Source organism: Ruegeria sp. AB6 (genome assembly GCF_056542685.1).
The window spans coordinates 351,584-376,388 of sequence record NZ_JBQGAD010000003.1; the positions used below are offsets into that span (position 1 = coordinate 351,584).

Here is a 24,805-nt window from a genome sequence, read left to right on the forward strand (position 1 = left end):
ATAAAATTACTCACAAAGCCTCTAAAGCGCAATTTTTGGGATATGTCAATTCGCTGCGTTGCGGCATATGTGGTTCTTGTGATTGTAGGACGCAACGTTTGCTGTCAGGGTGCGCGCATGACTGAGACCGTGGAGCTTCCGCTTTGGCTGTTTTTGCTGATCCTGGTATTTGCCGCGGTCACATTTGCTTCGCATTTCCTGTTCCCTTCGGTGCGGTGGTTCTTTCGCCGTCGTCTTGAACGCGCAGTCAAACGCCTGAACACCCGCCTGCAACGCCCGATCCAACCGTTCAAGCTGGCCGAGCGGCACGACATGATCCAACGTCTGATCTACGACCCGCAGGTGGGGCAGGCTGTGCAAGACCATGCCCGCGAAACCGGGGTGCCCGAGGCGGTGGCCTTCGAAATGGCCCGCCGCTATGCGCGTGAAATCGTGCCCTCCTTTTCAGCCGTAGCCTATTTCAGCATCGCCATAAGGTTGGCGCGGATGCTGAGTAATGCGTTTTATGACGTGCGGCTCAGCTATCAGGATGAAGAGGCAATCAAGACTATCGACCCGGATGCGACCGTTGTGTTCGTGATGAACCACCGCAGCAACATGGATTACGTGCTGGTCACATATCTGGCCGCGCAACATTCAGCGCTGTCTTACGCGGTGGGGGAATGGGCACGAGTTTGGCCACTCAGCCGCTTGATCCGGGCCATGGGGGCCTACTTTATCCGGCGCAGATCGGGCAGTGAGCTGTACCGGCAGGTACTGGCTTGTTACGTGCGACACGCGACCGAAGCGGGGGTGACGCAGGCCATGTTCCCTGAAGGGGGGCTTAGTCTGACCGGTGCCTTAGGGCGCCCCAAGCTTGGTCTGTTGAAATACATACTGGACGGAACCAAGCCGGGCGGCAAGGACGTGGTGTTTGTTCCTGTTGCGCTGAATTATGACCGGGTGCTTGAGGACACAATCTTGACCAAGGCTGCGCTTGGGAGTGAGAGGCGGTTTCGGGCTCGGATCGGAGTGATCACCGGGTGGATTCTGAAGCAGATCGGCCGCCGACTGATCGGGCACTATACGCGCTTTGGTCTGGCGTCGGTGCGCTATGGCCGGCCCATTTCGTTGCAGGACTTCCGGGCCGAACATGAACAAGACGTCATGACTGACCTCGCTCGTGCTTTGATGGGACGTATCAAGGATGCAATCCCGTTGGTGCCGCTGCCTGCGATCTGCAAGCTGATCCAAGACCGAACTGCGTTGCTGGAGGATGATGTGCGCAGCCTTGTCGCGCAGGCCATGCGACGTGACGGAACTTTGACCGACCCGAGTGAGGCTGCAATCACCCAAGCTTTGGATCAACTTGTCCAAAGGCGGATTCTGAAACAAGTGGACGGGAAAATATCCCAATCTGGTCAAAGGGTTGACCTGCTGGAGTATTATGCGGCCTCGGCTCCGGGTGATGTGGAGTTCGGAGATGCTGCGCTCGCAAAGAGAATTTCTGCATCCGCTGGGTCATAAAATTACAAAATAGATACAAAATTGGTTGCAATATTTCTCAAGGCCCAATATTTCATCTGGTAAGGCCTGCGATTCTGCATCGCGGCAAACATTGAGATGGAAGGAGGCCAACATGGCTTTGGACACCGAAAGCGGTATCGCGACCTACGACGCGCCGGAAAAAGACCTCTATGAAATGGGTGAGATCCCTCCGATGGGGTTTGTGCCCAAGAAGATGTACGCGTGGGCAATCCGCAAGGAGCGCCATGGCGAGCCGGACACGGCCATGCAGCTGGAAGTGGTCGATGTGCCCAAGCTGGACAGCCACGAGGTGCTGGTTCTGGTGATGGCGGCAGGTGTGAACTATAACGGCGTTTGGGCGTCACTGGGCAAACCGATCAGCCCGTTCGACGGCCACGGCCAGCCATTCCATATCGCGGGTTCGGATGCCTCGGGCATCGTCTGGGCCGTGGGCGACAAAGTGCGTCGCTGGAAAGTGGGTGATGAGGTCGTGATCCATTGCAATCAGGATGACGGCGACGACGAAGCCTGCAATGGCGGCGATCCGATGTATTCGGACAGCCAGCGTATCTGGGGCTATGAGACACCGGACGGGTCTTTTGCCCAGTTCACCAATGTCCAAGCGCAGCAGTTGATGCCGCGTCCCAAGCACCTGACCTGGGAAGAAAGCGCCTGCTATACGCTGACGCTGGCCACTGCGTACCGGATGCTGTTTGGGCACGAGCCGCATGACCTGAAACCCGGTCAGAACGTTCTGGTTTGGGGCGCTTCGGGTGGTCTGGGGTCTTATGCGATCCAGTTGATCAATACGGCGGGCGCAAATGCGATCGGTGTGATCTCGGATGAAAGCAAGCGTGATTTCGTGATGGGTCTGGGTGCCAAGGGCGTTCTGAACCGCAAAGATTTCAACTGCTGGGGTCAGCTGCCTACCGTCAACACGCCGGAATATGCCGAGTGGTTCAAAGAGGCCCGCAAATTCGGCAAAGCCATCTGGGACATCACCGGCAAGGGTGTGAATGTCGACATGGTGTTCGAACACCCCGGCGAAAGCACCTTCCCTGTCTCGACCTTCGTTGTGAAAAAGGGTGGTATGGTCGTGATCTGCGCCGGAACCACCGGCTATAATCTGACCTTCGACGTGCGGTACATGTGGATGCACCAGAAGCGCCTGCAAGGTTCGCACTTCGCGCACCTGAAACAGGCGTCCGCTGCGAACCAGTTGATGGTCGAACGTCGTCTGGACCCCTGCATGTCTGAAGTCTTTGCTTGGAACGAGCTGCCCGAAGCTCACATGAAAATGATGCGCAACGAACATAAGCCGGGCAACATGTCGGTTCTGGTTCAGGCACCGCGCACTGGCATGCGGACTCTGGAAGAGGTTCTGGACGCACGCGGATAAGCGGCCTGCTCTATCAGAAATCGCGCCCGCGAATCGTTGATCCGGTTCGCGGGCGCACTGCGTATTAGGCGCATGTGATCCTTTTCAACGACTTGCAGAACCCGGTCCCGCTATTTTTGGGGAGTAGAAACCCGTGAATAGCCTAAAAAACACTGCACATGTTATGGTTGTGTTAACCCTTCGTTAACCGTTTCGGAGCGACTTTAGATGGCGAAAAATGAGTGGATACTGGACGTTTTGTCGGATCTCAACGCCTTTGCGGTTGAGAACGGTTTGACCGCGCTTGCCGAGCAGTTGGATGACACCAAGCTGATCGCAGCGGCCGAGATTGCGTCCTTGAAGGATGAGGCTCGGACGCCCGCGAATGGGAACAACACCGGATATGGCTCAGGTCCTGGAGGACTTGGAAAACACCAGCACGCTTGATGAATTGGGTGCGGTCGCCCTTGGATTACGCGAGCGATTGCACATCGAGCATCTGATCTATCATTGGGTCGACGGGGCCGGGGACCAGTACGGGTATACGACCTATCCCGATGCCTGGGCCGAAAGATATCTCGAGCGGAATTACCACCGTATCGACCCCGTCATCCTGGGATGCTTTCAGCGCTTTCATCCTGTGGATTGGAAATCTCTGGACTGGTCCGGCAAGGTGGCGAAGAATTTCCTGCAGGACGCGTTGGAGCACGGGGTAGGCAACCAGGGCTATTCGATCCCGATCCGGGGCCCGAACGGCCAGTTTGCGCTGTTCACCGTAAACCACACCTGCGACGACGCCAGTTGGAAAGCTTTCATCGATACCCATGGGCGTGAGCTGATCCTGATTGCGCATTATTTCAATCGAAAGGCGCTGGAGTTTGAACGCGACCGTCAACCGGATGCGCCGCGCGGGCTGTCCCCACGCGAGGTGGATGCCATGACCCTTCTGGCGCTGGGCTATAGCCGAGCGCAAGTGGCGCATTCCTTGTCAATCTCTGAACACACGCTGCGTGTTTATATCGAAAGCGCCCGTGCCAAGCTTGGGGCGCAGAATACCACCCACGCGATCGCAACGGCGCTCAGTCGGGGATTAATAGTCGTTTAACGACCGCGCGCCCCTCGAACCGGAAATTAACCACGACTTTGTACCCCCTTCGTTCCTGCACAGGACGACAAGGGGAAAAGTCATGTTGCGCTATTTGTTTGCCGACGAACTTCACAAGTTTCCGGATCTCGCCGACGGAATGTTCCGCGACCGGGCCGATCAATTCAAAACCCGGCTGGGTTGGGACGTGCGTATAAACGAAAAGGGGGAAGAGAGGGATCAGTATGACGATCTGAACCCGCTCTACGTTATCTGGGAAGAAGAGGATGGTAGTCACGGCGGGTCCATGCGTGTGTTGCCTACCACTGGGCGCGTTATGGTGAACGAAGTATTCGGGCATCTGACCGGGGGTGAACCGATCAACAGCCCCCTGATCTGGGAGGTGACACGCTTTTGCCTGTCCCGAACGGCCAGCCCACATACCGCCGGTGCCATTATGCTAAGCGGGGGTGAAATCATGGAAGGGTTCGGCCTGACTCATATCGCGGGTGTGTTTGATGCGCGCATGATTCGGATTTACCGGCTGATAGGGTCGTCTCCGGTCGTTCTTGGCTCGGAAGGGAAGGGGCGTGATCAGATTTCCGTCGGGTTGTGGCCTTATTCTTCCGACGACTGCAACCGTGTGGCCGAGCGTGCCGGTATCCCGCGTGAACTGTCGCGCCTTTGGTTCAAGACCGCGTTTGGCACCGGTCGGCAGCATCGGTTTGCTCTGTCGGCATAAGCTGTTGAAAACCGGAAACCGCATCTGGTGATAGCGGGCGCGGCCTTGTAGGGTCGCGCCATGTCTACGCCCTTAGTGACCTTCTCGGACGACCAAGCCGCTGCCTATGACAACATCGCCGAGATGTTGAGGTCGGCGGGCGTTGATCTGGATGACGATGCCCTTCTGAAACTGCCGGGCAATGGCAAATCCGGTGTGATGGCGGTGATCGGAAAGGCTGGGTCGGGCAAGACGCTGCTGTTGGCCGAGCTTTACAAGGCGCTGGCTGAAACTGGCGTTCAGATCGTCTCGGGCGATTTTGAAAGCCGCAAGGCGCGGGACAAACGCAGCCTTGCTATTCTAGCGCCCACCAACAAGGCGGCCAGCGTGTTGCGTTTGCGCGGCGTTCCTGCGACCACGATCCACCGCATCCTCTATACCCCGGTCTATGACCCTGAATATGAGCGGATTGCCGAGTGGCTGGCCGGAAACGACGAACGCCCCGAAATCGAAGGGTTAACGGACGAGGCATTGGACCGTGCCGCCGCGTTTTATGAAAACAACAAATCCATTCCGGGTGCTTTGGCTGCTGCTGGGCTGCGCGGGTCGGATTTCATTACTGGCTGGAAACGTCGGGAAGAACCTTTGGATATCGGGTTTGTGGACGAGGCCTCGATGTTGGATGACCGGCAGTTCGAGGACCTGCAAGAGATTTTCCCGACACTATTGCTGTTCGGCGATCCGGCGCAGCTCGCTCCGGTCAATCAATCGGGCAGCATGGTGTTTGACGGTCTGCCCGAGCCGCGAAAACAAATCCTGCATCGCGTGCACCGTCAGACGGCAGACAATCCCATTTTGGATCTGGCCCATGCGCTGGCCGACCCTGCCATGGGGTTTGAAGATTTCGAGCGTCTGGTCGAACAGACTGCCCAGCGGGATGACCGCGTCGTGTGGGGGAAACGGGTCGAGGTTGATCTGATGGCCCGCAGCCCGGTTCTTGTCTGGCGCAATGCAACGCGCATCCGCTTGATTCAGGCGTTTCGGCAAGTGCACGGGGCGCCTGCGACCGAGTTACTGGAAGGTGAACCGCTGATCTGCGACGGGATCGAACTGCCCTTGAAGCATCGAAAGAAGCGCCTGGACCTTGAGGCGCGCGGGCTGATCAAAGGGGCGCAGGTTGTTTATCTGGGGCCGGGTCGCAAGCTGGGTTTTTCGCGCCTGCATGTCATGGGGGCCGAAGACCCGCAGGTCAGCGCGGCCTCGATCGTCAAAATCGAAATGCCGGATGAGGAAGAGCCGTTCATCCCCTATGCCGCCCGCATGGGCGCGACTTTTCTGCATGGGGCGGCTGTGACTATCCACAAGGCGCAGGGGTCGCAATGGGACACAGTGCAGGTCTTTGCACCGGATATCTATGCCGCCGCTCGGATGGGCCGGACCGAGGCCGGGCAGCCTTTGTGGAAACGTCTGGCTTATGTGGCGATCACGCGCGCGCAGGAGCGGTTGATCTGGGTCGTGCGCAATCGTCTGGCAAAGCCGACCTATCCGTTACGCATTGATGACTTGCGGGCGGTTCCGACGGCCCCGCTGACATTGGAGGCGGAAGAGACATGAAGACGATCATCGTAACCGGCGCAAGCTCGGGCATAGGGCGCGCCACGGCCGAGCTGTTTCTAAACGAGGGCTGGACCGTCGGCCTGTTGGCCCGTAGCGCCGATAAGCTGGATGAAATAGCGCAACAACATTCCAAGGCGATCGCGCTGGCGGCAGATGTGACGGATCCGGTCGCGGTCGCGCGGGCCTTTCGGACGTTTTCGAACCGGGCAGACAGGCTGGATGTCTTGTTCAACAACGCGGGCATCTTTGCCCCCGGTGGTACAATTGATGAGATCGCGTTGGACGACTGGTACCAAAGCGTCAACGTGAACTTGAACGGCATGTTCCTGTGCGCGCGCGAAGCCTTTCGGATCATGCGACACCAGTCGCCGCAAGGCGGCCGGATCATCAACAACGGGTCGATTGCCGCTTATGTCCCCAGGGCGAATTCGGTGCATTATTCGGCGACCAAACACGCGATCACGGGGCTGACACGCAGCCTGTCGCTGGATGGGCGCGACTTTGGCATTGCCTGCGGTCAAATCGACATCGGCAACGCGCGAACGCAGATGGTGCAGGGACTGGTCGACAGCGCCGTTGCTGCGGGGCAGCAGCCGGACCCCACAATGGATGTCGGGGATGCAGCCCGGTCCGTGCTGCACATGGCGTCTTTGCCGCCCGAAGCGAATGTTCAGTTCATGACGGTGATGGCCACAACGATGCCTTATATCGGGCGCGGCTAGATCAGTTCTCGCGCAGCAGGCGGAAGGCCGTGGAGGCGCCCCAACCGGCGGCAATGGCGATAACCAGCGACATCAGCCCGTACCACACAGGTTGTTGGCGGGACATGTTGTAGAGGAACCGCTCTAGCCCAACCTTGCGCACGTCAATCGTTGTCTCGAACTCCGAGATCACTTCGCGACCTCGGGTCAGGAAGATTCGCGCGGCATAGTCGCCCTCAGTCAGGTCAGCGGGCATGGCGATCGAGGTTCTGAACAAGGTTTGCTCATCCACCGCCACGGTGTTTTCGCGGATCGAATAGAGGCCTTCATCCTCGCGAATACGCACTACGGCATCCGCAAAATCCTGCGCGCCCTTGATGTGCATCGCGGCTCCGACCGAGCGGATGGCTCGTTCGATCGAGACGCGGTATCTCAGATCCTCGGTATCCGATAGGATTTCCTTCAGTGGCCCGCTTGTGGCCACGGCGTAAAAGCTGGGGGCGAGGTCGACCAGAACGCTGTCGGTGTTGACCCAGATGCCCAGCTTACGCTCTTTCCGCCGGACAGTTACGGGGCTGGACGGCCCGGCCACGGCGACGATCACCTCAAGCGGAGGGCCGTCCGGGATCGGTGTTTCGCGTTTGACGGCACCAAAAATCAGTATCTCGGACCCGTCGAAGGTTGCAGTGATTGCAACGCGGTCCTGGCTGAGGCCAAGCACTACGGATTCTTCTTCGGCCAAAGCCGGAGTGGTGCAGAGGGCAAGTAACAGGATCAGCCGTTTCAGCAAGATCAATGCCCCCCTTCCGCGCCAAGCGAATACAGCTCGGACGGTTCCAGTAGCAGGTCCAGCGCCAGTTTACCGCACACCACCAAAACCAGCGCGGCCAGCAGAACCCGAAGCTGCTCAGCCGGCATACGCGCGCCAATCACGGTCCCGATCTGCGCCCCGACAACACCGCCCACTAGCAGTAGGACAGCCAGCACGATATCGACCGTGTAGTTCGTGGTTGCGTGCAACATCGTGGTGAAGGCCGTGACGAAGATGATTTGGAACAGCGAGGTCCCAACAACCACCTTTGTCGGCATTCCCAGCAGATAGATCATCGCGGGCACCATGATGAACCCGCCGCCCACGCCCATGATGGCGGACAAAACGCCCACGCACAGGCCGACCAGAACCGGCGGAATAACCGAGATATAAAGGCCGGACGTGCGAAAGCGCATCTTGAACGGCATCGCGTGGACCCAGCCGCGCTGACGGCGCGCTGCGGGCGCGGCCCCGCCTTTTTTAGACTTGCGCAGCGCATTCAGGCTTTCGATAAACATCAGGCTGCCGACTACGCCCAGAAATACGACGTAGCACAGTGTGACCAGCAGATCGACCTGACCGAGGCTTTTGAGGTAGTTGAATACCACCACCCCAAGGGCCGCGCCCATTAAGCCCCCCGTCAGCAAAACAGTCCCCATTTTGAGGTCGACGGTCTTTCGTCTGAAATGAGCCAACACCCCGGAAAAGGACGAGGCGACGATCTGGTTTGCTTCGGTCGCCACTGCGACAGCTGGGGGGATGCCTATGAAGAACAGCAGCGGCGTCATCAGAAACCCGCCACCGACACCGAACATGCCGGATAGAATCCCGACCATGCCCCCGAGTCCCAGCAGCAGAAAGGCGTTGACGGAAACTTCGGCAATGGGAAGGTAAATCTGCATGATAAACTAGTACTTGAGGCCAGATGCGCCGTTCAACGCCGCAAAGCTCGTTTCAACAGAAAATGACGGAAGCCGGTTGTGACCCGCTAAGGCAATCCGCAGAAACCCGGCCACAGTGGGCTTTTTCCCAAGGACAGCTATCACAGGAAACACTCGCATACCTCTTTAGAGCGGGTGCGGCATGTAAAATCAACTCTACATGCCGCTCTGCAGCAAAAAGGACTGAAAGGAATCCTGAAACTGGACCTATCAGCGCTCTTTCACGTAGGGTTCGCCACCCGCGCGGGGTGGTACAGCCTTGCCGACGAACCCGGCCAGAATGACCACGGTCAGGATATAAGGCAGCGCGTCCATGACCTGTACAGGGATGATGACACCGCCAAGGTCGATATTCTGGAACCGCAGCGCAATTGCCTGAAGCAGGCCGAATAGCAGGCAGGCGCCCATCGCGTGCCAGGGCCGCCACTTGGCAAAGATCAGCGCGGCTAGTGCGATGAACCCGCGACCGGCGGTCATTTCTTTGACGAAGCCGGCTTGCAGGGCGGTCGCCAGATAGGCGCCCGCGATCCCGCACAGAACACCGCAAATAGCCACGGCAGCAAAGCGCAGTCCCACGACCGAGACCCCGGCCGTATCAACGGCGGCCGGGTTTTCGCCCACGGCCCGCAAACGCAGGCCAAAACGGGTGCGGTACAGAATCCACCACGTCAGCGGCACCATCAGGAAAGCGACGTAGACGAGGATCGAGTGCCCTGAAAGCAACTCGGAATAAATTGGCCCAATGACAGGCACACTGCTCAACGCGTCGGCAAAGGGGAAGTTGATCGGCTCGAACCGGCCCCCGCCGAAAAGGGACGGGGTTCGCCCGCCCTGCTGGAACCAACTTTGTGCGACCAGAACGGTCATCCCCGAGGCAAGGAAGTTGATCGCCACACCCGAGATCAGCTGATTGCCTCGGAACGTGATCGAAGCAACGCCATGCAAGGCCGACAGGATCAGTGAAGCCCCGATCCCAGCCAGAAGGCCCAGCCAGACCGAGCCGGTCACAGCGGCCACGGCGGCCGAGAAGAAGGCGGACATGAGCATCTTGCCCTCAAGCCCGATATCAAAGATGCCCGCGCGTTCCGAATAGAGCCCCGCCAGACAGGCCAGCAGCAGCGGCGTTGCCAGTCGAATTGTTGAATCGAGGACTTGGATGAGTGTTACGAAAGCTTCCATCACTGCGCTCCTTTCCGCAGACTCAGGAACAGCTTTTCAAGCGGCATCCGTACCATGTTGTCCAACGCTCCGGTGAACAGGATCACAAGGGCCTGAATGACCACGATCAGCTCACGCGGGATCGAGGTCCACAGCGCAAGTTCTGCACCGCCCTGATAGAGGAATCCGAACAGAATCGCTGCAAGGAACACCCCGAACGGGTGCGACCGCCCCATCAGCGCCACGGCGATGCCGATGAAACCTGCGCCCTCGGTCGAGTTCAGGACCAGACGTTCCGCCTCGCCCATGACGTTGTTGATGGCCATCATTCCGGCCAATCCGCCCGAGATCAGCATGGCGATGATGGTGATGCGTACAGGCGAAATCCCGGCATAGACGGCCCCGGTTTCCGAATGGCCGTAAGCGCGGATTTCATAGCCCAGCCGCGTGCGCCAGATCAGCGCCCAGACCGCGACACAAGCAAGCAGAGCTACAAAGAACGAGATATTCGCGGGCGCGCCCCGGAACAGAGCATTCTCGGCGGTTGAGAACATGGATTGGAAGGTTGGCAGATGCACCGCTTCGGGGAAACGCGCGGTTGCCGGGTCTTGTGAGCCTTGCGGGCGCATCACGTTGACCAGCATATAGTTCAGGAAAGCCGCCGCGATGAAGTTGAACATGATCGTGGTGATCACGATATGGCTGCCGCGCTTGGCTTGTAGGTAGGCGGGGATCGCTGCCCACAAAGCCCCGAACAGGGCGGATCCGACACAGGCGGCCAACAGGGCAACGCCCCAATGAGGCCAATCAATATAGAGGCACACCATGGCGACGCCCAGACCGCCCAGCATGGCCTGACCTTCACCGCCGATGTTGAACAGGCGCGCGTGAAATGCCACGGCTACGGCCAGACCGGTGAACATGAAGTTGGTCGCGTAATACAGCGTATAGCCCCAGCCATAGGTCGACCCCAGCGCGCCGGTGACCATCAGGTTCACGGCCTCGATGGGGTTTTCACCAATGGCGAGGATCACCAGCGCCGAGAGGATTGCGGCCAGTATCAGACTGATCAGCGGGATCAGAACGACATCGGCCCATTTGGGCATTTTATCCATGCTTCACGCGGCCTTTCCCGCAACACCGGCCATCAGCAGGCCCAGCTCTTTTTCATCCGTCTCATGGGGCAGGCGTTCGCCCATGATATGTCCGTCAAACATCACCGCAATCCGGTCAGACAGCGAGAATATCTCCTCCAACTCGACCGAAACCAGCAAGATGGCCTTGCCCTGATCGCGCAGGGCGACGATCTGTTTGTGAATGAACTCGATCGCGCCAATATCCACGCCGCGGGTAGGTTGGCCGACCAGCAGCAGGTCGGGGTTTCGCTCGATCTCGCGCGCGACGACGATTTTCTGCTGGTTGCCGCCCGAAAAGCTCTTTGCGGTGAGCCAGCCGTTGGGCGGACGGACGTCGAACTTTTCCATCTTGGCCTCGGTATCAGCGCGCAGGGCGGCGTTGTCCATGAACAGGCCCCGCTTGTACGCCGGGTCGCGGTGATAGCCGAAGGCCACGTTCTCCCACGCGTGAAAGTCCATTATCAGGCCTTCGCGCTGGCGGTCCTCGGGTACATGCGAAATCCCTTGCGCTCGGCGTGTTTGACCATCCGAGCCCGTCCCGCTCAGCGCCAAAGGTGCGCCGTTCAGGCGGATCGTGCCTTGACCCGGACGCATCCCGCCCAAGACCTCAAGCAGTTCGGACTGGCCATTGCCGGCAACCCCAGCGATCCCCACGATTTCACCCGCGCGGACGGTCAGGTCGATGCCCTTGACCCGCTCGACGCCCGCACTATCGGTGACACTCAAATTCTCGATCTCAAGGACGGGCTGGCCCGGCTTCGCAGGTAGCTTGTCTACCTGCAGCAGCACTTTGCGACCCACCATCAACTCTGCCAGTTCCTGCGGGTTGGTATCGGCGGTTTTGACGGTGGCCGTCATCTCGCCGCGCCGCATGACCGAGACGGTGTCGGTGTTTTCCATGATCTCGCGCAGTTTGTGGGTGATCACGATGATCGTCTTGCCCTCGGACCGCAGCCGGTCGAGAATGCGGAACAACTGATCGGCCTCGGCCGGGGTCAGAACTCCGGTGGGTTCGTCCAGAATCAGAATTTCGGCCTTGCGATACAGGGCTTTGAGAATTTCGACACGTTGCTGCATGCCCACGCCGATCTCGTCGATACGCTTGTCAGGGTCGACGAACAGCTCGTATTCTTCTTCCAGCGCTTTCAGTTCTTTACGCGCTTTGGACAGCGAAGGGGCCAGCAGCCCTCCGTCCTCGGCACCCAGAACGATGTTTTCCAGAACGGTGAAGTTTTCCACCAGTTTGAAATGCTGGAACACCATCCCGATGCCTGCTGCAATCGCGGCTTGGCTGTCCGGGATGTCGGTCTTGGTACCGTTGATCCAAATCTCGCCCTTATCGGCCTTGTAAAAGCCGTAGAGGATGCTCATCAGCGTGGATTTGCCCGCACCGTTTTCACCGATGATCCCATGGATCGTTCCGGGGGTGACGCTGATCGAGATGTCTTTGTTGGCCTGAACCGGCCCAAAGGCTTTGGAAATGCCCTTAAGCTCAATGGCGGGGACGCTCATGTCTTGTCCTCAGATTGCCGAAAAGGCCGCATGGCGCGCGGCAGGGTAGGAGGCCGGGCGGAGGCTAAAACCCCCGCCCGCGCGATATCAGAACTGCAGTGCGGGGCAGCTGTCGTTCTCGTAGTAGCTGGTCACCGTGACATTGCCGTCAATGATGTCCTGACGCGCCTTGTCGACCGCGCCTTTCATCTCTTCCGAGACCAGCGACGCGTTGTTGTCGTCCATGGCAACGCCCACGCCTTCTTCGGCCAGACCCATGGCGAAGACGCCGGTTTCGAGGTTCTCACCCGCTTTCATCGCGTCATAAACAGCGACGTCCACGCGTTTCAGCATCGACGTCAAAACTTTGCCCGGATGTAGGTGGTTCTGGTTGCTGTCCACGCCGATCGACAGGATGCCTTCGTCGGCAGCGGTTTGCAGAACACCCACGCCGGTGCCGCCTGCGGCTGCGTAGATCACGTCAGCACCCTGGCTGATCTGCGCCTTGGTCAGTTCCGAGCCCTTCACCGGGTCGTTCCAGGCTGCAGGGGTGGTGCCGGTCATGTTGGCAACAACTTCAATGTCAGGGTTCACAGCTTTGGCACCCTGGGCATAGCCGCAGCCAAAGTGACGGATCAGCGGGATGTCCATGCCGCCAATGAAACCAACGGTGCCAGATTCAGACGCCATCGCTGCCATCATGCCAACCAAATACGAGCCCTCATGCTCGGCAAAGCCGATCTGACGCACGTTGGGCGCGTCCAGCCAGTTCACGTCAACTGCGACGAATTTGGTGTCGGGATAGTCGCCCGCAACAGCCGACAGCGGATCGGCCATGGCAAAGCCCATGGTGATGATCGGGTTCAGACCGGCCTCGGCAAAGCGGCGCAGAGCTTGTTCGCGCTGGGCTTCGGATTGCAGTTCGATCTCGCGATAGCTGCCACCGGTTTCATCGGCCCAACGCTGCGCGCCATTATGGGCGGCCTCGTTGAACGATTTGTCAAACTTACCACCCAGGTCGAAGATCAGGGCCGGTTCAGCCAGGGCCGCACCTGCGGTCAGTGCGACGGCTGCGGCGGCGCCCATCAAGGATTTCATCAGGGTCATTTGTTACTCCCGTTGTTATTGTCGGTCGGGGCCAAGATAGCCCCGTTCACCCACTATGAGCGAGCATATCTGTTGTGATGGCGGGAATTAAGGCCGTTTGCAACAGCCGGGGTCAACTGATTTTTGACCAACTGGTCGAAAAAAATTTGATACGTCGTTCAGGTCAAGTCACATTCCATCACAACGGCGTCAATTTTCTTATTGTTTTCGCGCACATAGTAGCCCCGTCGCAATCCGCAGGGGCGATAGCCGCAGGTTTCATACAGGGAAATTGCCGCAGCATTGTCTTGCGCCACTTCCAGAAAAGCTCGCGTCGCGCCCAAAGTTTTAGCCAAAGCGTGCCATTCTTCCATCCGCGTCCGTGCCAATCCCTGACGCTGCATTTGAGGGCGGGTCGCTATTGTCAGCAGTTCGGCCTCGTCTGCGATGACCTGAATCAGTGCGAAAGAGTGTTCGTTTCCAACCACATGGGTAAAGTGATTCTGCAAAAGGTCGTTGAATTCGGCCTCGGTCCACGGTCGCGACTGCGTGAAGGCCGCCGCGTGGATGCTGGCCAAGGCGCGGGGGGTCATTCGTCCAGCAGGACCGGAGGCAGGTCCTTGGACGGAGCGGCGTCTGCGCCCCGCACATACAGCGGGGCCGGAGGGCCATCATTGCTCTGCCATCTCTGTCGGGTCACATGCGCGATGCCACGGACCTGCAATTCAGCGTCGTCATTGAAGACCAGCGCGCCGAGTGATTCTGCCCGATCAAGCGGGATTAGAGCGGGCGCGTGACCAGCAGGCGCCACATAGACCTGATCGCGAGGGGCACGAATGGCAGGCAGCGCGCCGCCTGCGCCATCGGCAAGCGCATCGAACCCCGAGACTCCGACCGCAGGGATGCCCAAACCCAATGCAAGGCCACGAGCGGCGGATACCGATATGCGGATGCCAGTGAAATTGCCCGGGCCGATGCCGACACCGATGGCCGACAGATCCTGCCATGTGCAGTCTGCCTCGGCCAGCAGTTCCTCAAGCAGGGGCATCAGACGTTCGGCCTGGCCACGTGTCATCTGTTCAACGCGGGTTGCGACGAACTGGTCCCCGCCTAACAAAGCGGCCGCGCAATGCGCGGCCGATGTGTCAAACGCCAGAATGATCGGATCAGACGGCAACAGGGCGTACCTCGGTCACTTCGGGGATGTAGTGACGCAGCAGGTTCTCGATCCCCATTTTCAGTGTCAGGGTCGAGGACGGGCAGTTCGCGCAGGCCCCCTGCATGTGCAGATAGACAACGCCGCGGTCAAATCCGTGGAAGGTGATATCACCACCATCCTGAGCCACTGCAGGGCGCACACGACTGTCCAGCAGGTCCTTGATCTGGTTGACCACCTCGGCGTCTTCGCCGGTATGTTCTGCGTGGCCCGACTCCGTCGTTGCATCCGCGGCCATGACCGGCTGGCCGGATTGGTAGTGCTCCATCACCGCGCCAAGGATAGCTGGTTTGATATGGTCCCACTGCACGTCTTCCGATTTGGTGACGGTCACGAAATCATTGCCAAAGAACACGCCAGTCACACCGCTGACGGTGAAAATCCGGTTGGCCAGAGGTGATTTCTCTGCCGCGTCTGCCGATGGAAAGTCTGCAGTTCCAGCCTCCAGCACGGTCTGGCCGGGCAGGAATTTCAGGGTGGCTGGGTTCGGCGTGGATTCGGTCTGGATGAACATGGCGCGGCTCCGTTTCAGTTGTCCCTGATATGCGGGTCCACGCGCGGGAAGTCAAGATTTGGAACGATTCTAAATTTCAGTCGCCAACTTTATCGCATCGTCCAGACGGTCGTCGCCCCAGAACAACTCATCCCCAACCAGAAAGCTGGGCGCACCGAACAGCCCCTTGGCCTGCGCGGTTTTGGACTGTTCGATCAGGGCCGCCTTGATCGCCGGGTCCTGTGCATGGACCATGAAATCCGCAGACAACCCAACCGCGCTCAAGCAACCGGCAAGAACGTCATCGTCGGCGATATTCTGAGCGTCCGCAAACTCAGCAGAATAGACCGCCCGCACAAACTTGGCCTTTTGGGCCGCATCCTTGATCGCCAGTGCCAAACGCGCCGCTTTCAAACCGTTCTGAGGGAACATGCCAGGCCGTTGGAACGGCAGCCCACGTTGCGTTGTCAGCCGTTCCATATCACGCCACATGTATTCACCTTTGGCGGGATAGAGGTTGAAAGGCGAGTCGTTCCAGCCCTGCGCAGCAAAGATCGGCCCCAGCAGAAAGGGTTGCCAATCGACCGTAACGCCATGGCGACCAGCGGCGTCTTCGATCCGCATCGCGCTGAGGTAGGAATAGGTTGAGGCGAACTCGAACCAGAACTGAATGCTGCGCGTCATGGTTGACCCTTAGGTAATCGCTTCCAGCTTTTCCTTGCTCAGGTCACCCGGAACGATAGTGATCGGAATTGGCAGGCTGCCCGAGTTCTTGGTCAGTTGCGTGACCAGCGGGCCGGGTCCTTTCTTTTCGACACCTGCACCCAGAACGAGCACGCCAATCTCGGGGTCGGATTGCACGTGTTCGATGATCTGCGGTACGGGATCGCCTTCGCGAATGGCCAATTCGGGGTCGACGCCCTGTTTGTCACGCATCCACTTGGCAAAAACCTCGTAATGGGCGTGGATACGTTCACGGGCTTCTTCACGCATCACTTCGGCCACGCCGATCCAGTGGTTGAACTCATCGGGGGGAATGACCGACAGGATCGTCACGCCACCGCCCGTATGCGCCGCGCGCATAGCTGCAAAACGCATTGCGTTCAGACATTCGCGGCTGTCATCCAAAACCACCAGGAACTTACGCATGGGTGTCCTCATTCATTTCGGGCGATCATGCCCGACCTGATGCGCGCTGGCAACCGAAGCCTATCGCGTGCTGGCAGCCCAATCCCAATACAACTCGCGCGCACGGCGGGCGATAGGCCCGACCTGATATTGCGTATCCTGCAGCGCCGTGACCGGGGTGATTTTGCTCATGTTGCCGGTCATGAAGACCTCATCAGCTTTGTGGAAATCCTCGAAACTCAGGATCGCTTCGTGCACGGTCACACCGTCTGCACGCAGGTTTTCGATATGGCGCGCGCGGGTGATTCCGGCCAGAAAGGTGCCGTTCGGGGTGGGGGTAAGCACCTCGCCATCCCGGACCATAAAGATGTTGGCGGTCGCGGTTTCAGCCACATGTCCCAACGCATCCGCGACCAGCGCGTTTGAGAAACCGTTGGACCGAACCTCTTGCAACATTCGCGCGTTGTTGGGGTAGAGACAGCCTGCCTTGGCGTTCACAACCGCCGACTCCAGAACCGGGCGACGGAAGCGCGTATAGCCCAGTGTCACCGACGCAGATTCGGGCGCCATTGGAATCTCTTCCAGGCAAATCGCGAAGCCCGTACTGTTCTCCAGCGGCACGATCGCCGTGCGGTCGCCGTCGATGCCCCAATACATCGGACGGATATAAACCGCTGCGTCCGGCGCATAACTTTCCAGCCCTTCGCGGATGATCTCGACCATCTGCTCGGTGGTCACAAACGGCGTCAGCATCAAAGCCTCGGCTGAGCGGTTCACGCGGGCACAGTGCGCCTCAAGATCGGGGACCAGACCGTCGAAATAGCGGGCTCCATCGAAGACGGACGACCCCAGCCAAGCGCCGTGATCGGCTGCCCGCATGATGGGCGCATCCCCGTCATGCCACTGACCTTCGAAATAGGTGCGAATATTTTTGCCGACTGCCATGACGCCCTCCCAAGCTTTGCGGCAAACCTAGGAAGACGTAACGGCAACGTCCAGAGCAATCAGCCCCGTTTTGCGCCAACCATGCCCACGATTTCGTAAGTTTGCTGTAGGATCGGGGCGGCAACAGCGCGCGCCTTTTCTGCACCATTGGCCAGAATTCGATCAATCTCGGCCTCTTCGCCCATCAGGCGGGCCATTTCGGACGAGATCGGGCCAAGTTTCGACACGGCCAACTCTGCCAACATCGGTTTGAACTCGCCAAACTGCTTGCCGCCGACCTCTGTCAGAACCTGCTCGGCAGTCTGGTCGCTGAGCGCGGCGTATATATTCACCAGATTGCGCGCCTCGGGACGTTCGGACAGGCCATCCACTTCCGATGGCAGAGCATCGGGGTCGGTCTTGGCCTTGCGGATTTTCTTGGCAATTGTGTCGGCGTCATCGGTCATGTTGATCCGCGTCATATCCGACGGGTCCGAGGACGACATCTTGCGCGACCCGTCCCGCAGGTTCATCACGCGTGGGGCAGGGCCGCCGATGACGGGTTCGGTGACAGGGAAGAACTCTACGCCATAGTCATGGTTGAACTTGATGGCGATGTCGCGGGTCAGTTCCAGATGCTGTTTCTGATCCTCACCCACTGGCACATGCGTCGCGTGATAGGTCAGAATATCCGCCGCCATCAGCGCTGGGTAAGCAAACAGACCCAGCGAGGCGTTCTGCGCATTCTTGCCGGCCTTATCCTTGAACTGCGTCATCCGCTGCATCCAGCCCATCCGGGCGATGCAGTTGAAAATCCAGGCCAGTTGCGTGTGCTCGGGCACTTGGCTTTGATTGAACAGGATGGATTTTTCCGGGTCCAGGCCAGCAGCGATAAAGCCTGCGCAAACCTCGCGGGTCTTTTCGCGCAGGCGGGTGGGGTCCTGCCAGACGGTGATCGCGTGCAGATCGACCATGCAATAGATGGTCTCAAAATCGTCGCCCTGCATATCCACGAACCGCTTGAGCGCACCCAGGTAGTTGCCAAGGTGCAGGTTCCCCGACGGCTGGATGCCGGAAAACACGCGCGGTGTGAACTGGGTGTCGGTCATCGAAGGGAACTCCCGTCTGGAAAAATCAGCCCCCGTCGCTTACCCATGAGGCAAAGGGACGTCAACAGCCGCGAAAGGCCAGCCCAATGAGCAGTGAGCATTATACACCCGCCGTGAACACTTTGCCGCCCGTGGTGGTGGCGCTGGTCTTGTTCATTTTCGGGATCGAGGTGATCTTCATGCTGGGCGCGCGTGGTCTGGTCGGCGGGCCAGGAGCGATTGGTTGGCGGCTGGATGCCTTGCAGCACTACGCGTTTTCGCCGGACATTTTCGATTGGATGATGAAAAACGGGCGCTGGCCGTTTGAACACCTGATCCGCTTTGTGACTTACCCGTTTGTCTCGGCCAATTTCACGCAGACGGTCTTTGTCTGTGTTTTTGTTCTGGCCATGGGCAAGATGGTGGCCGAGGTTTTTGGCAGTGTTGCGATGCTTGTGATCTTTGTTGTCTCGGGCATTGGCGGTGCGCTGGTCTATGCACTGCTCTTGGACCCGCGCTATCCCTTGGTGGGAGGGTTCCCTCCGGTCTACGGCCTGATCGGCGCGTTCACGTGGATCTTGTGGCGCAAGCTGTCGCTCGTCGGTGAGAACCAGTCGCGCGCGTTCAGTCTGATCGCGGTTCTGATGGGCATCCAACTTGTGTTTGGCCTGCTTTTTGGCGGAACGCTGGATTGGGTGGCGGATCTGGGCGGGTTCGCTACAGGATTTGCTCTGTCATTTGTGGTTGGTCCCGGCGGTTGGACAAGGATCATTGGGGGTATCCGCCGCGATTGATCAGGACCGCCGCAGTGCCTTTTTGAACTCGGTGATTTCAAAGGCGCGCAGAAAGTGGCCCAGCACAAAATACAACGCTGCCGCACCGACGATGAGGGCCAACAGTGCCACATAACGCCAACCTGGCAGGTGAAATGCCCACCCGAACAGGGAAAGGGCGGCAAATAGGCCAACGCCCATCCCAAGCGATGCGGCTACGATCCGCCATGCCCGACGTTTGAACCGGTCATCAAAACGCGCCTCCTCGCCCATACGTCGCGCCCCTAGCGCCAGCAGTCCGACCATGGCCCACCCGGCGACCGAGGCCGCAATTGCAGGCGCGATCCAGCCCAGCAGTGGATAAAGCCCAAAGGCCAGCCCCGCATTCACCACCATCGCCACCACCGCATAGCGGAACGGAGATTTTGTGTCCTCGCGTGCGAAGAACAGCGGTTGCAGCAGCTTTTGCAACATGAAAGCCGGCAGGCCGATGCCATAGATCGCCACGGCCAGCGCGGTGGCGGCGGTATCCTCGGCGGTGAACTGTCCACGCTCGAACAGGACCGAGACCAGAGGGATCGGCATGATCACAAAGGCCACTGTTGACGGAAGGGTCAGCAGCAGCGTGAACTCTCCGGCGCGGGAAAAGGCGTTGCGGGCGCCGTCTTTGTCACCCGCACGCAGGCGGCGAGACAGGTCAGGCAGCAACACGATTCCAACGGCGATGCCCACCACACCCAAGGGCAGTTGATACAGCCGGTCCGCGGCAAACAACCAACTGACCGCGCTTTCGGTTTTTGAGGCCACAAGCTGCCCCACCACAAGATTGACCTGCGTCACCCCCATCGCCAGCGCGGCGGGGACGGCAATGCGGACCATACGCTTCATCTCAGGGCTGAGTTTCGGCAGGCCGGGGCGGATGCGGATACCCGCGCGCTCGGTCGCGACCCAGACCAGCGCAAGCTGCGCCACACCGGCCAAGGGGATGATGGCGATCAGCCAGCGGATGACTTCGCCACCCGACAGTGCTCCGGCGATCATGGCGGTGCAGGCGAAAATGTTCAGCAGAACGGGCGCTGCGGCAGCGGCCGCAAAGCGGCCCGTGGCGTTCAGAACGCCCGAAAACAGTGCTGCCAGTGACATGAACAAGATGTAAGGGAAAACCACGTAACCATAATCCACGGCCAGATCGAACCGGTCGTCGCCGTAAAACCCTTCGGCGGTGATCCAGACCAGTGCGGGCATGAACACCATCGCCAGCCCAACCAGCGCCAAAACGGCCACAGCCAGCAGGTTGAAGGCGTCCTGTGCGAAACCTTCGGCGTTCTCGTCCCCTTCCAGCCGTTTGGAAAACATCGGGACGAAGGCCGCGTTGAACGCACCTTCGGCAAAGAAGCGGCGGAACATGTTGGGCAGGCGGAAGGCGGCCACAAAGGCGTCCATCACCGGGCCCGGCCCGATAAAAGCCGTCAGCAGGATTTCCCGCAGGAACCCCAATATCCGACTGGCCAGGGTCCAGAACCCGACCGTGAACAGGCCCGAGAACAGCCGGATTTGCTTCATGATTCCGCGCGCTCGGCGCCATCGGTGATGGCTTTGCGCAGCTTGGCCTCAAGCCCACGCTGCTTGCTTTCGGAGTGGTATTTCAGCCCGAACATATCCTTGACATAGAACGTGTCCACCACCTGCTCGCCATAGGTCGCGATCACCGCGTTGGCGACATAGACATTCGCTGCGGCCAGCGTGCGTGCCAGATCATAGAGCAGACCGGGGCGGTCGCGGGTATCGACCTCGATAATCGTATAGATTTCAGACCCGTCATTGTCGAAGATGATATGTGTCGGCACGTTAAAGGCGCGTTCGCGTTTCTTGATCTTGTCACGGGATTTCAACGCTTCGCGCGCCACGACCTCGCCTTTCAGCGTTTTGTGAATCATCTGCGTCAGGCGTGGCAGGCGGCTGGCTTCGAATGGGCGGCCATCTGCGTCCTGTATCCAGAACGCATCCGTGACATAACCATCCTTGGTCGTATAGCTACGCGCATCGACCACGTTTGCCCCAACCAGCGCCAAGGCCCCCGCAATCCGTGCAAAGATGCCCGGATGGTCGCCCATGGCGAAACAGGCGCGGGTGGCGTCGCGGTCCTCGTCCGGTTGCAGGCGAATCTCCATCGCGCCCGCGTCGCCACTGCGGTCAAGTGCCTGCAGCATCTCGGCAAATTCAACATGCGTCGACAGGTTAAGGCCCTGCCAATAGGGGTCGTAATGCCGACCGGTCTCGGTTTTCAGGTCAGCCTTGGACCAGTCGGCCAATTCGGCGCGCAGGGTCTTTTTGGCCTCGGCTCCGCGATTGGCACGGTTGAGGTCTTCCATTCCGGTTTCAAGGGCACGTTTGGTTTCCGCGTGCAGCGCCCGCAACAGGGTGGCCTTCCAGTTGTTCCACGTATCCGGCCCAACGCCGCGAATGTCACAGACCGTCAGAACTGTCAGCAGGTCCAACCGTTTGACTGTTTTCACGGCCTTCGCGAAATCGCGTACCGTGCGCGGATCGGAAATATCGCGCTTCTGCGCCATGTCGGACATCAGCAGGTGATAACGCACCAGCCATTCGACCGTTTCGCAATCAGCCTTGTTCAACCCAAGCCGAGGTGCAATTTTGCGGGCCATCTGTGCGCCGAGGATCGAGTGATCTTCGGGCCGCCCTTTGGCAATATCGTGGATCAGCAGGGCAACATACAGAACCTTGCGGTTCACACCCTCTTTCAGAATCGAAGAGGCCAGCGGCAGTGACTCGACCAACTCCCCGCGTTCGATCTGGGCGAGGTTCACGATGCACTGGATGGTGTGCTCGTCCACCGTGTAGCTGTGATACATGTTGAACTGCATCATCGCGACGATGTGCTCGAATTCGGGGATAAAGGCCGACAGGACCCCCAACTCGTTCATCCGGCGCAAGGCCCGTTCGGGGTTGCCGTGTTTCAACATCAGATCAAGAAAGATGCGCTGGGCTTCCTTGTCCTCGCGCATGTCGTCGTCGATCAGCTTCAGATTGGCGCTGACCAGCCGCATCGCATCGGGGTGGATCAACATCCCCGTGCGCAACCCTTCTTCGAACAGGCGCAGCAGGTTCAGCTTGTCGGCCAGAAACTTGTCGGCATCCGCCACGTCCAGACGCCCATGTACCATCTTGTAACCCGGTTTGACCCGTGGACGACGGCGGAAGATCCTTTCAAGCAGGGGCGCGCCTTTCATATGGGTGGCTTCCAGCTTGGTCAGGAAGATGCGGGTCAGCTCACCCACCTTCGTTGCTTCGCGGAAATAGCGCTGCATGAACACCTCGACCGCCCGGCGACCGGCGCGATCCTCGTATCCCATGCGCTCGGCCACCTCGACCTGCATGTCAAAGGTCAGTTGTTCGGTTGCGCGTCCAGTGACCAGATGCAGATGCGAGCGCACGGCCCACAGGAAATCTTCGGCCTGCACGAATGTGTTGAACTCATCGGGTGTGAACAGGCCAAGCGGCACCAGTTCGGCCACGTCTTGCACGCCATAAATATACTTGGCGATCCAATAGAGCGATTGCAGATCACGTAGACCGCCTTTGCCCTCTTTGACATTGGGCTCGACCATATAACGCTGGCCCTGCTTCTTGTGGCGGGCGTCGCGTTCTTGCAGTTTGGCTTCGATAAAGGCCCGTTCGCTGCCTATGAACAGCTCATCCCGCAAGCGGGTGTTCAGTTCATCTGACAGTGTCGTTTCACCAGCCAAATAGCGCTGTTCCAGCATCGCCGTGCGGATGGTGAAATCCTCGGCCCCCAGCCGCAGGCAGTCCTTGATCGTGCGCGAGGAATGCCCCACCTTCAGCCGCAGATCCCACAGGATATACAGCATGGATTCGATCACACTCTCGGCCCAGGCGGTGATCTTGTAGGGGGTCAGAAACAGCAGATCGACATCCGAGGACGGGGCCATTTCACCCCGGCCATAGCCGCCCACCGCCAGAACCGCGATCCTTTCGCCCTGCGTTGGCGTCGCCAGAGGGTGCAGATCCTGGCTGGCCACCTGCATCGCCGTACAGACCAGCCCATCGGTCAGATAGGTGTAGGAATGGGTTAAAGGGCGCGCGTCGAACGGGCGCTGGGCAAAGGCGTCGGCAATGGCCTGACGCCCAGCCTTTTGCGCGGCACGCAGGACGCGCACAGTCTCGGATCGCCGCGCGCTGTTATCTGCGGTGTTTTCAAAGGCCTCCGACAGATCGGCCATGACGGCGGCACTGTCGAAAATATCTTCGGCCGGGCAAATCAGCTCACCCTTGGGGGTCAGCGTCAGGGCCGGTCGATCAGAAACCGGCGCCAGAGAAGCTTTGTGGGGCAGGGTCAATCACTACTACCTGTTTATTCTGGATCGTGGCGACTGCCAGACCGCGTTCATTGGTGCCATCGGGGCGCAGGCGGAAGATGCCGCCGACACCTTGGAAACCGGCATTCTGGGTCAGGGCCGAAGCCGTCAGCGCGTCTGCTTTTCCCTGACTGACCAGAGCGCCGATCGCGGCAATACCGTCATAGGCCAACCCGCTGATCGGATGAGGCGCTTCGCCATAGGTGTTGTTATAACGTTGGCGGTAGGCTTGCGCCTTGGCAGGGTCGGGCAATGCGAACCAGCCCCCCTGCACACCCGGCAGCTCTAGTGTTTGTGCCGGGATGTCCCAGCGGGTCAGGCCAATATATTGCGTTATGGCCGGCGACACGCCTGCTTCGGGTAAAAGCTGGGACAGCAGCGGCAGAGCCCCCGCTGTGGTCGCTGTCAGGATGATCGAATCCGCGCCTGCGGCATCGACGGTTGCCTTGATCGTCGGCACCGAGTTGATCACACCCTGTTGCGACCGGTCATAGCCGACCGTGCCCGCATTGTTCACCCGGCTGGTGCTCAGCGCGCGGGCAATTGCGGATTGGCCCAACTGGCCTGCGGCATCGTTGGAATGTACGATGACCATTCCGTTCTTGCCTTGCGATCCAGCGAAATTGACCAGCCTGTTGGCCGTGTTGTCAAAAGTCGGACCCAGAACAAAGACATTGCCACCTGCGATGCTTGTATTGTTCGAGAAGGACAGGACATTGACGTTGTTGTTCAAAACCGCCAAACCGGCCGAGTTTGCGGCCTGCGCATAAACCGGTCCCAGGATGATTTTGGCCCCCTCGGCCACCGCACGTTGCGCCGCAGCCGAGGCTGTGCCCGAGTTGCCTTGCGTGTCATAGACCCTCAGATCAATTTGCACATTCTGCAAGTCCGCCATGGCCAGGCGGGCCGCGTTTTCCAGGCTACGGGCCAGCGCTGCGTCACCCGAATTCGCTGAACCTGCTGGAACCAGCAGGGCCACGGGAACAGGTTTGGACGTGTTGATCGAGGGGCCACCACCGGTTCCGCCGGGGACGCAGGCGGTCAAAAGCGCCGCGGTTGCCAATGCGATGGCGGATTTCGCCAGTTTGCGAACGGGCTTGCAAACGCTAAACATCTAAAAGAAAACTCCCTGTCCCAGCGGCTTGATGCTCCGCCA

Annotated in this window: 24 protein-coding genes; 8 read left to right on the forward strand and 16 right to left on the reverse strand. The window is 59.3% G+C overall.

All coding sequences use genetic code 11. The features are described from left to right. The first annotated feature begins 117 nt into the window (after positions 1–117). From ACR0DB_RS09770 to ACR0DB_RS09800, 7 genes are all read left to right on the forward strand, one after another. Positions 118–1,506 (forward strand): 1-acyl-sn-glycerol-3-phosphate acyltransferase, encoded by a 1,389-nt coding sequence (locus tag ACR0DB_RS09770; RefSeq protein ID WP_480550468.1) that lies wholly within the window; start codon positions 118–120, stop codon positions 1,504–1,506. Between the two features lie 112 nt (positions 1,507–1,618). Beyond that, the gene (gene ccrA / locus ACR0DB_RS09775) at positions 1,619–2,905 is read left to right on the forward strand and encodes a crotonyl-CoA carboxylase/reductase (RefSeq protein ID WP_170772516.1); all 1,287 of its coding nucleotides are present in this window, start codon (positions 1,619–1,621) and stop codon (positions 2,903–2,905) included. 207 nt (positions 2,906–3,112) lie between these two features. Then, complete coding sequence (locus tag ACR0DB_RS09780; RefSeq protein WP_170772339.1) at positions 3,113–3,331, forward strand: hypothetical protein; 219 nt, start codon at positions 3,113–3,115, stop codon at positions 3,329–3,331. After that, positions 3,270–3,989: a helix-turn-helix transcriptional regulator gene (locus ACR0DB_RS09785; RefSeq protein ID WP_170772514.1), complete on the forward strand. Its 720-nt coding sequence runs from the start codon at positions 3,270–3,272 to the stop codon at positions 3,987–3,989. Before ACR0DB_RS09780 ends, ACR0DB_RS09785 begins: the two co-directional genes overlap by 62 nt. A gap of 82 nt (positions 3,990–4,071) precedes the next feature. Next, on the forward strand, positions 4,072–4,710 hold the full coding sequence (locus ACR0DB_RS09790) for an acyl-homoserine-lactone synthase (RefSeq protein WP_480550470.1): 639 nt from the start codon (positions 4,072–4,074) through the stop codon (positions 4,708–4,710). A gap of 60 nt (positions 4,711–4,770) precedes the next feature. Next, positions 4,771–6,303 (forward strand): ATP-dependent DNA helicase, encoded by a 1,533-nt coding sequence (locus tag ACR0DB_RS09795; RefSeq protein WP_480550472.1) that lies wholly within the window; start codon positions 4,771–4,773, stop codon positions 6,301–6,303. Continuing rightward, positions 6,300–7,028 carry an SDR family oxidoreductase gene (locus ACR0DB_RS09800; RefSeq protein ID WP_480550474.1) on the forward strand — a complete coding sequence of 243 codons (729 nt, stop codon included), beginning with the start codon at positions 6,300–6,302 and terminating at the stop codon, positions 7,026–7,028. The genes ACR0DB_RS09795 and ACR0DB_RS09800 overlap by 4 nt, the downstream gene beginning before the upstream one ends. A gap of 1 nt (position 7,029) precedes the next feature. Here the strand turns inward: ACR0DB_RS09800 and ACR0DB_RS09805 are convergent, their stop codons facing one another. The 13 genes from ACR0DB_RS09805 to trpS all read right to left on the reverse strand — a co-directional run bounded on the left by ACR0DB_RS09805 (position 7,030) and on the right by trpS (position 18,500). After that, positions 7,030–7,794 (reverse strand): TIGR02186 family protein, encoded by a 765-nt coding sequence (locus tag ACR0DB_RS09805; protein ID WP_480550528.1) that lies wholly within the window; start codon positions 7,792–7,794, stop codon positions 7,030–7,032. Between the two features lie 5 nt (positions 7,795–7,799). After that, positions 7,800–8,720: a sulfite exporter TauE/SafE family protein gene (locus ACR0DB_RS09810; RefSeq protein WP_170772506.1), complete on the reverse strand. Its 921-nt coding sequence runs from the start codon at positions 8,718–8,720 to the stop codon at positions 7,800–7,802. Positions 8,721–8,969: 249 nt separating this feature from the next. Continuing rightward, entirely contained in the window at positions 8,970–9,938 is a 969-nt protein-coding gene (locus ACR0DB_RS09815; RefSeq protein ID WP_170772504.1) for an ABC transporter permease, read from the reverse strand. Next, a complete protein-coding gene (locus tag ACR0DB_RS09820) occupies positions 9,938–11,032 on the reverse strand; it encodes an ABC transporter permease (protein WP_480550476.1) in 1,095 nt (364 codons plus the stop codon). The genes ACR0DB_RS09815 and ACR0DB_RS09820 overlap by 1 nt, the downstream gene beginning before the upstream one ends. Before the next feature lie 3 nt (positions 11,033–11,035). After that, positions 11,036–12,565 carry an ABC transporter ATP-binding protein gene (locus ACR0DB_RS09825; RefSeq protein WP_480550478.1) on the reverse strand — a complete coding sequence of 510 codons (1,530 nt, stop codon included), beginning with the start codon at positions 12,563–12,565 and terminating at the stop codon, positions 11,036–11,038. Positions 12,566–12,652: 87 nt separating this feature from the next. After that, on the reverse strand, positions 12,653–13,651 hold the full coding sequence (locus tag ACR0DB_RS09830) for a BMP family lipoprotein (RefSeq protein WP_480550480.1): 999 nt from the start codon (positions 13,649–13,651) through the stop codon (positions 12,653–12,655). Positions 13,652–13,809: 158 nt separating this feature from the next. Then, complete coding sequence (locus ACR0DB_RS09835) at positions 13,810–14,223, reverse strand: GNAT family N-acetyltransferase (RefSeq protein WP_480550482.1); 414 nt, start codon at positions 14,221–14,223, stop codon at positions 13,810–13,812. Next, the gene (gene tsaB, locus ACR0DB_RS09840; protein ID WP_480550484.1) at positions 14,220–14,807 is read right to left on the reverse strand and encodes a tRNA (adenosine(37)-N6)-threonylcarbamoyltransferase complex dimerization subunit type 1 TsaB; all 588 of its coding nucleotides are present in this window, start codon (positions 14,805–14,807) and stop codon (positions 14,220–14,222) included. The genes ACR0DB_RS09835 and tsaB overlap by 4 nt, the downstream gene beginning before the upstream one ends. Then, on the reverse strand, positions 14,797–15,360 hold the full coding sequence (locus ACR0DB_RS09845; RefSeq protein ID WP_170772492.1) for a NifU family protein: 564 nt from the start codon (positions 15,358–15,360) through the stop codon (positions 14,797–14,799). Before ACR0DB_RS09845 ends, tsaB begins: the two co-directional genes overlap by 11 nt. A 69-nt stretch (positions 15,361–15,429) precedes the next feature. Next, on the reverse strand, positions 15,430–16,023 hold the full coding sequence (locus ACR0DB_RS09850; RefSeq protein WP_480550486.1) for a DsbA family protein: 594 nt from the start codon (positions 16,021–16,023) through the stop codon (positions 15,430–15,432). 9 nt (positions 16,024–16,032) lie between these two features. After that, positions 16,033–16,488 (reverse strand): universal stress protein, encoded by a 456-nt coding sequence (locus tag ACR0DB_RS09855; protein ID WP_170772489.1) that lies wholly within the window; start codon positions 16,486–16,488, stop codon positions 16,033–16,035. A 60-nt stretch (positions 16,489–16,548) separates the two neighbouring features. After that, positions 16,549–17,412, reverse strand: coding sequence for a branched-chain amino acid aminotransferase (locus tag ACR0DB_RS09860; RefSeq protein WP_480550488.1), 864 nt, complete (start codon positions 17,410–17,412; stop codon positions 16,549–16,551). A gap of 59 nt (positions 17,413–17,471) precedes the next feature. After that, the gene (gene trpS, locus ACR0DB_RS09865; protein WP_480550490.1) at positions 17,472–18,500 is read right to left on the reverse strand and encodes a tryptophan--tRNA ligase; all 1,029 of its coding nucleotides are present in this window, start codon (positions 18,498–18,500) and stop codon (positions 17,472–17,474) included. An 86-nt stretch (positions 18,501–18,586) separates the two neighbouring features. On the opposite strand from trpS, the gene ACR0DB_RS09870 reads away from it, so the two are divergent. After that, positions 18,587–19,273 (forward strand): rhomboid family intramembrane serine protease, encoded by a 687-nt coding sequence (locus tag ACR0DB_RS09870; protein ID WP_480550492.1) that lies wholly within the window; start codon positions 18,587–18,589, stop codon positions 19,271–19,273. Here the strand turns inward: ACR0DB_RS09870 and murJ are convergent, their stop codons facing one another. Genes murJ through ACR0DB_RS09885 form a run of 3 tightly spaced genes read right to left on the reverse strand, consistent with a single transcriptional unit; the run spans position 19,274 to position 24,763 of the window. Next, positions 19,274–20,815 carry a murein biosynthesis integral membrane protein MurJ gene (gene murJ, locus ACR0DB_RS09875; protein ID WP_480550494.1) on the reverse strand — a complete coding sequence of 514 codons (1,542 nt, stop codon included), beginning with the start codon at positions 20,813–20,815 and terminating at the stop codon, positions 19,274–19,276. Next, positions 20,812–23,631 carry a [protein-PII] uridylyltransferase gene (locus ACR0DB_RS09880; RefSeq protein WP_480550496.1) on the reverse strand — a complete coding sequence of 940 codons (2,820 nt, stop codon included), beginning with the start codon at positions 23,629–23,631 and terminating at the stop codon, positions 20,812–20,814. Before ACR0DB_RS09880 ends, murJ begins: the two co-directional genes overlap by 4 nt. Beyond that, a complete protein-coding gene (locus ACR0DB_RS09885; RefSeq protein ID WP_170772477.1) occupies positions 23,591–24,763 on the reverse strand; it encodes a penicillin-binding protein activator in 1,173 nt (390 codons plus the stop codon). Before ACR0DB_RS09885 ends, ACR0DB_RS09880 begins: the two co-directional genes overlap by 41 nt. Positions 24,764–24,805 lie beyond the last annotated feature (42 nt).

Bases quoted from the DNA above. Each gene is read 5' to 3' on its own strand.
- murJ (WP_480550494.1), bottom strand. From the start codon at position 20,815: ATGAAGCAAATCCGGCTGTTCTCGGGCCTGTTCACGGTCGGGTTCTGG.
- ACR0DB_RS09795 (WP_480550472.1), top strand. From the start codon at position 4,771: ATGTCTACGCCCTTAGTGACCTTCTCGGACGACCAAGCCGCTGCCTAT.
- ACR0DB_RS09850 (WP_480550486.1), bottom strand. From the start codon at position 16,023: ATGACGCGCAGCATTCAGTTCTGGTTCGAGTTCGCCTCAACCTATTCC.
- ACR0DB_RS09780 (WP_170772339.1), top strand. From the start codon at position 3,113: ATGGCGAAAAATGAGTGGATACTGGACGTTTTGTCGGATCTCAACGCC.
- ACR0DB_RS09790 (WP_480550470.1), top strand. From the start codon at position 4,072: ATGTTGCGCTATTTGTTTGCCGACGAACTTCACAAGTTTCCGGATCTC.
- ACR0DB_RS09835 (WP_480550482.1), bottom strand. From the start codon at position 14,223: ATGACCCCCCGCGCCTTGGCCAGCATCCACGCGGCGGCCTTCACGCAG.
- ACR0DB_RS09860 (WP_480550488.1), bottom strand. From the start codon at position 17,412: ATGGCAGTCGGCAAAAATATTCGCACCTATTTCGAAGGTCAGTGGCAT.
- ACR0DB_RS09885 (WP_170772477.1), bottom strand. From the start codon at position 24,763: ATGTTTAGCGTTTGCAAGCCCGTTCGCAAACTGGCGAAATCCGCCATC.
- ACR0DB_RS09785 (WP_170772514.1), top strand. From the start codon at position 3,270: ATGGGAACAACACCGGATATGGCTCAGGTCCTGGAGGACTTGGAAAAC.
- trpS (WP_480550490.1), bottom strand. From the start codon at position 18,500: ATGACCGACACCCAGTTCACACCGCGCGTGTTTTCCGGCATCCAGCCG.
- ACR0DB_RS09830 (WP_480550480.1), bottom strand. From the start codon at position 13,651: ATGACCCTGATGAAATCCTTGATGGGCGCCGCCGCAGCCGTCGCACTG.
- ACR0DB_RS09825 (WP_480550478.1), bottom strand. From the start codon at position 12,565: ATGAGCGTCCCCGCCATTGAGCTTAAGGGCATTTCCAAAGCCTTTGGG.
- ACR0DB_RS09870 (WP_480550492.1), top strand. From the start codon at position 18,587: ATGAGCAGTGAGCATTATACACCCGCCGTGAACACTTTGCCGCCCGTG.
- ccrA (WP_170772516.1), top strand. From the start codon at position 1,619: ATGGCTTTGGACACCGAAAGCGGTATCGCGACCTACGACGCGCCGGAA.
- ACR0DB_RS09820 (WP_480550476.1), bottom strand. From the start codon at position 11,032: ATGGATAAAATGCCCAAATGGGCCGATGTCGTTCTGATCCCGCTGATC.
- ACR0DB_RS09855 (WP_170772489.1), bottom strand. From the start codon at position 16,488: ATGCGTAAGTTCCTGGTGGTTTTGGATGACAGCCGCGAATGTCTGAAC.
- ACR0DB_RS09845 (WP_170772492.1), bottom strand. From the start codon at position 15,360: ATGTTCATCCAGACCGAATCCACGCCGAACCCAGCCACCCTGAAATTC.
- ACR0DB_RS09810 (WP_170772506.1), bottom strand. From the start codon at position 8,720: ATGCAGATTTACCTTCCCATTGCCGAAGTTTCCGTCAACGCCTTTCTG.
- ACR0DB_RS09800 (WP_480550474.1), top strand. From the start codon at position 6,300: ATGAAGACGATCATCGTAACCGGCGCAAGCTCGGGCATAGGGCGCGCC.
- ACR0DB_RS09770 (WP_480550468.1), top strand. From the start codon at position 118: ATGACTGAGACCGTGGAGCTTCCGCTTTGGCTGTTTTTGCTGATCCTG.
- ACR0DB_RS09815 (WP_170772504.1), bottom strand. From the start codon at position 9,938: ATGGAAGCTTTCGTAACACTCATCCAAGTCCTCGATTCAACAATTCGA.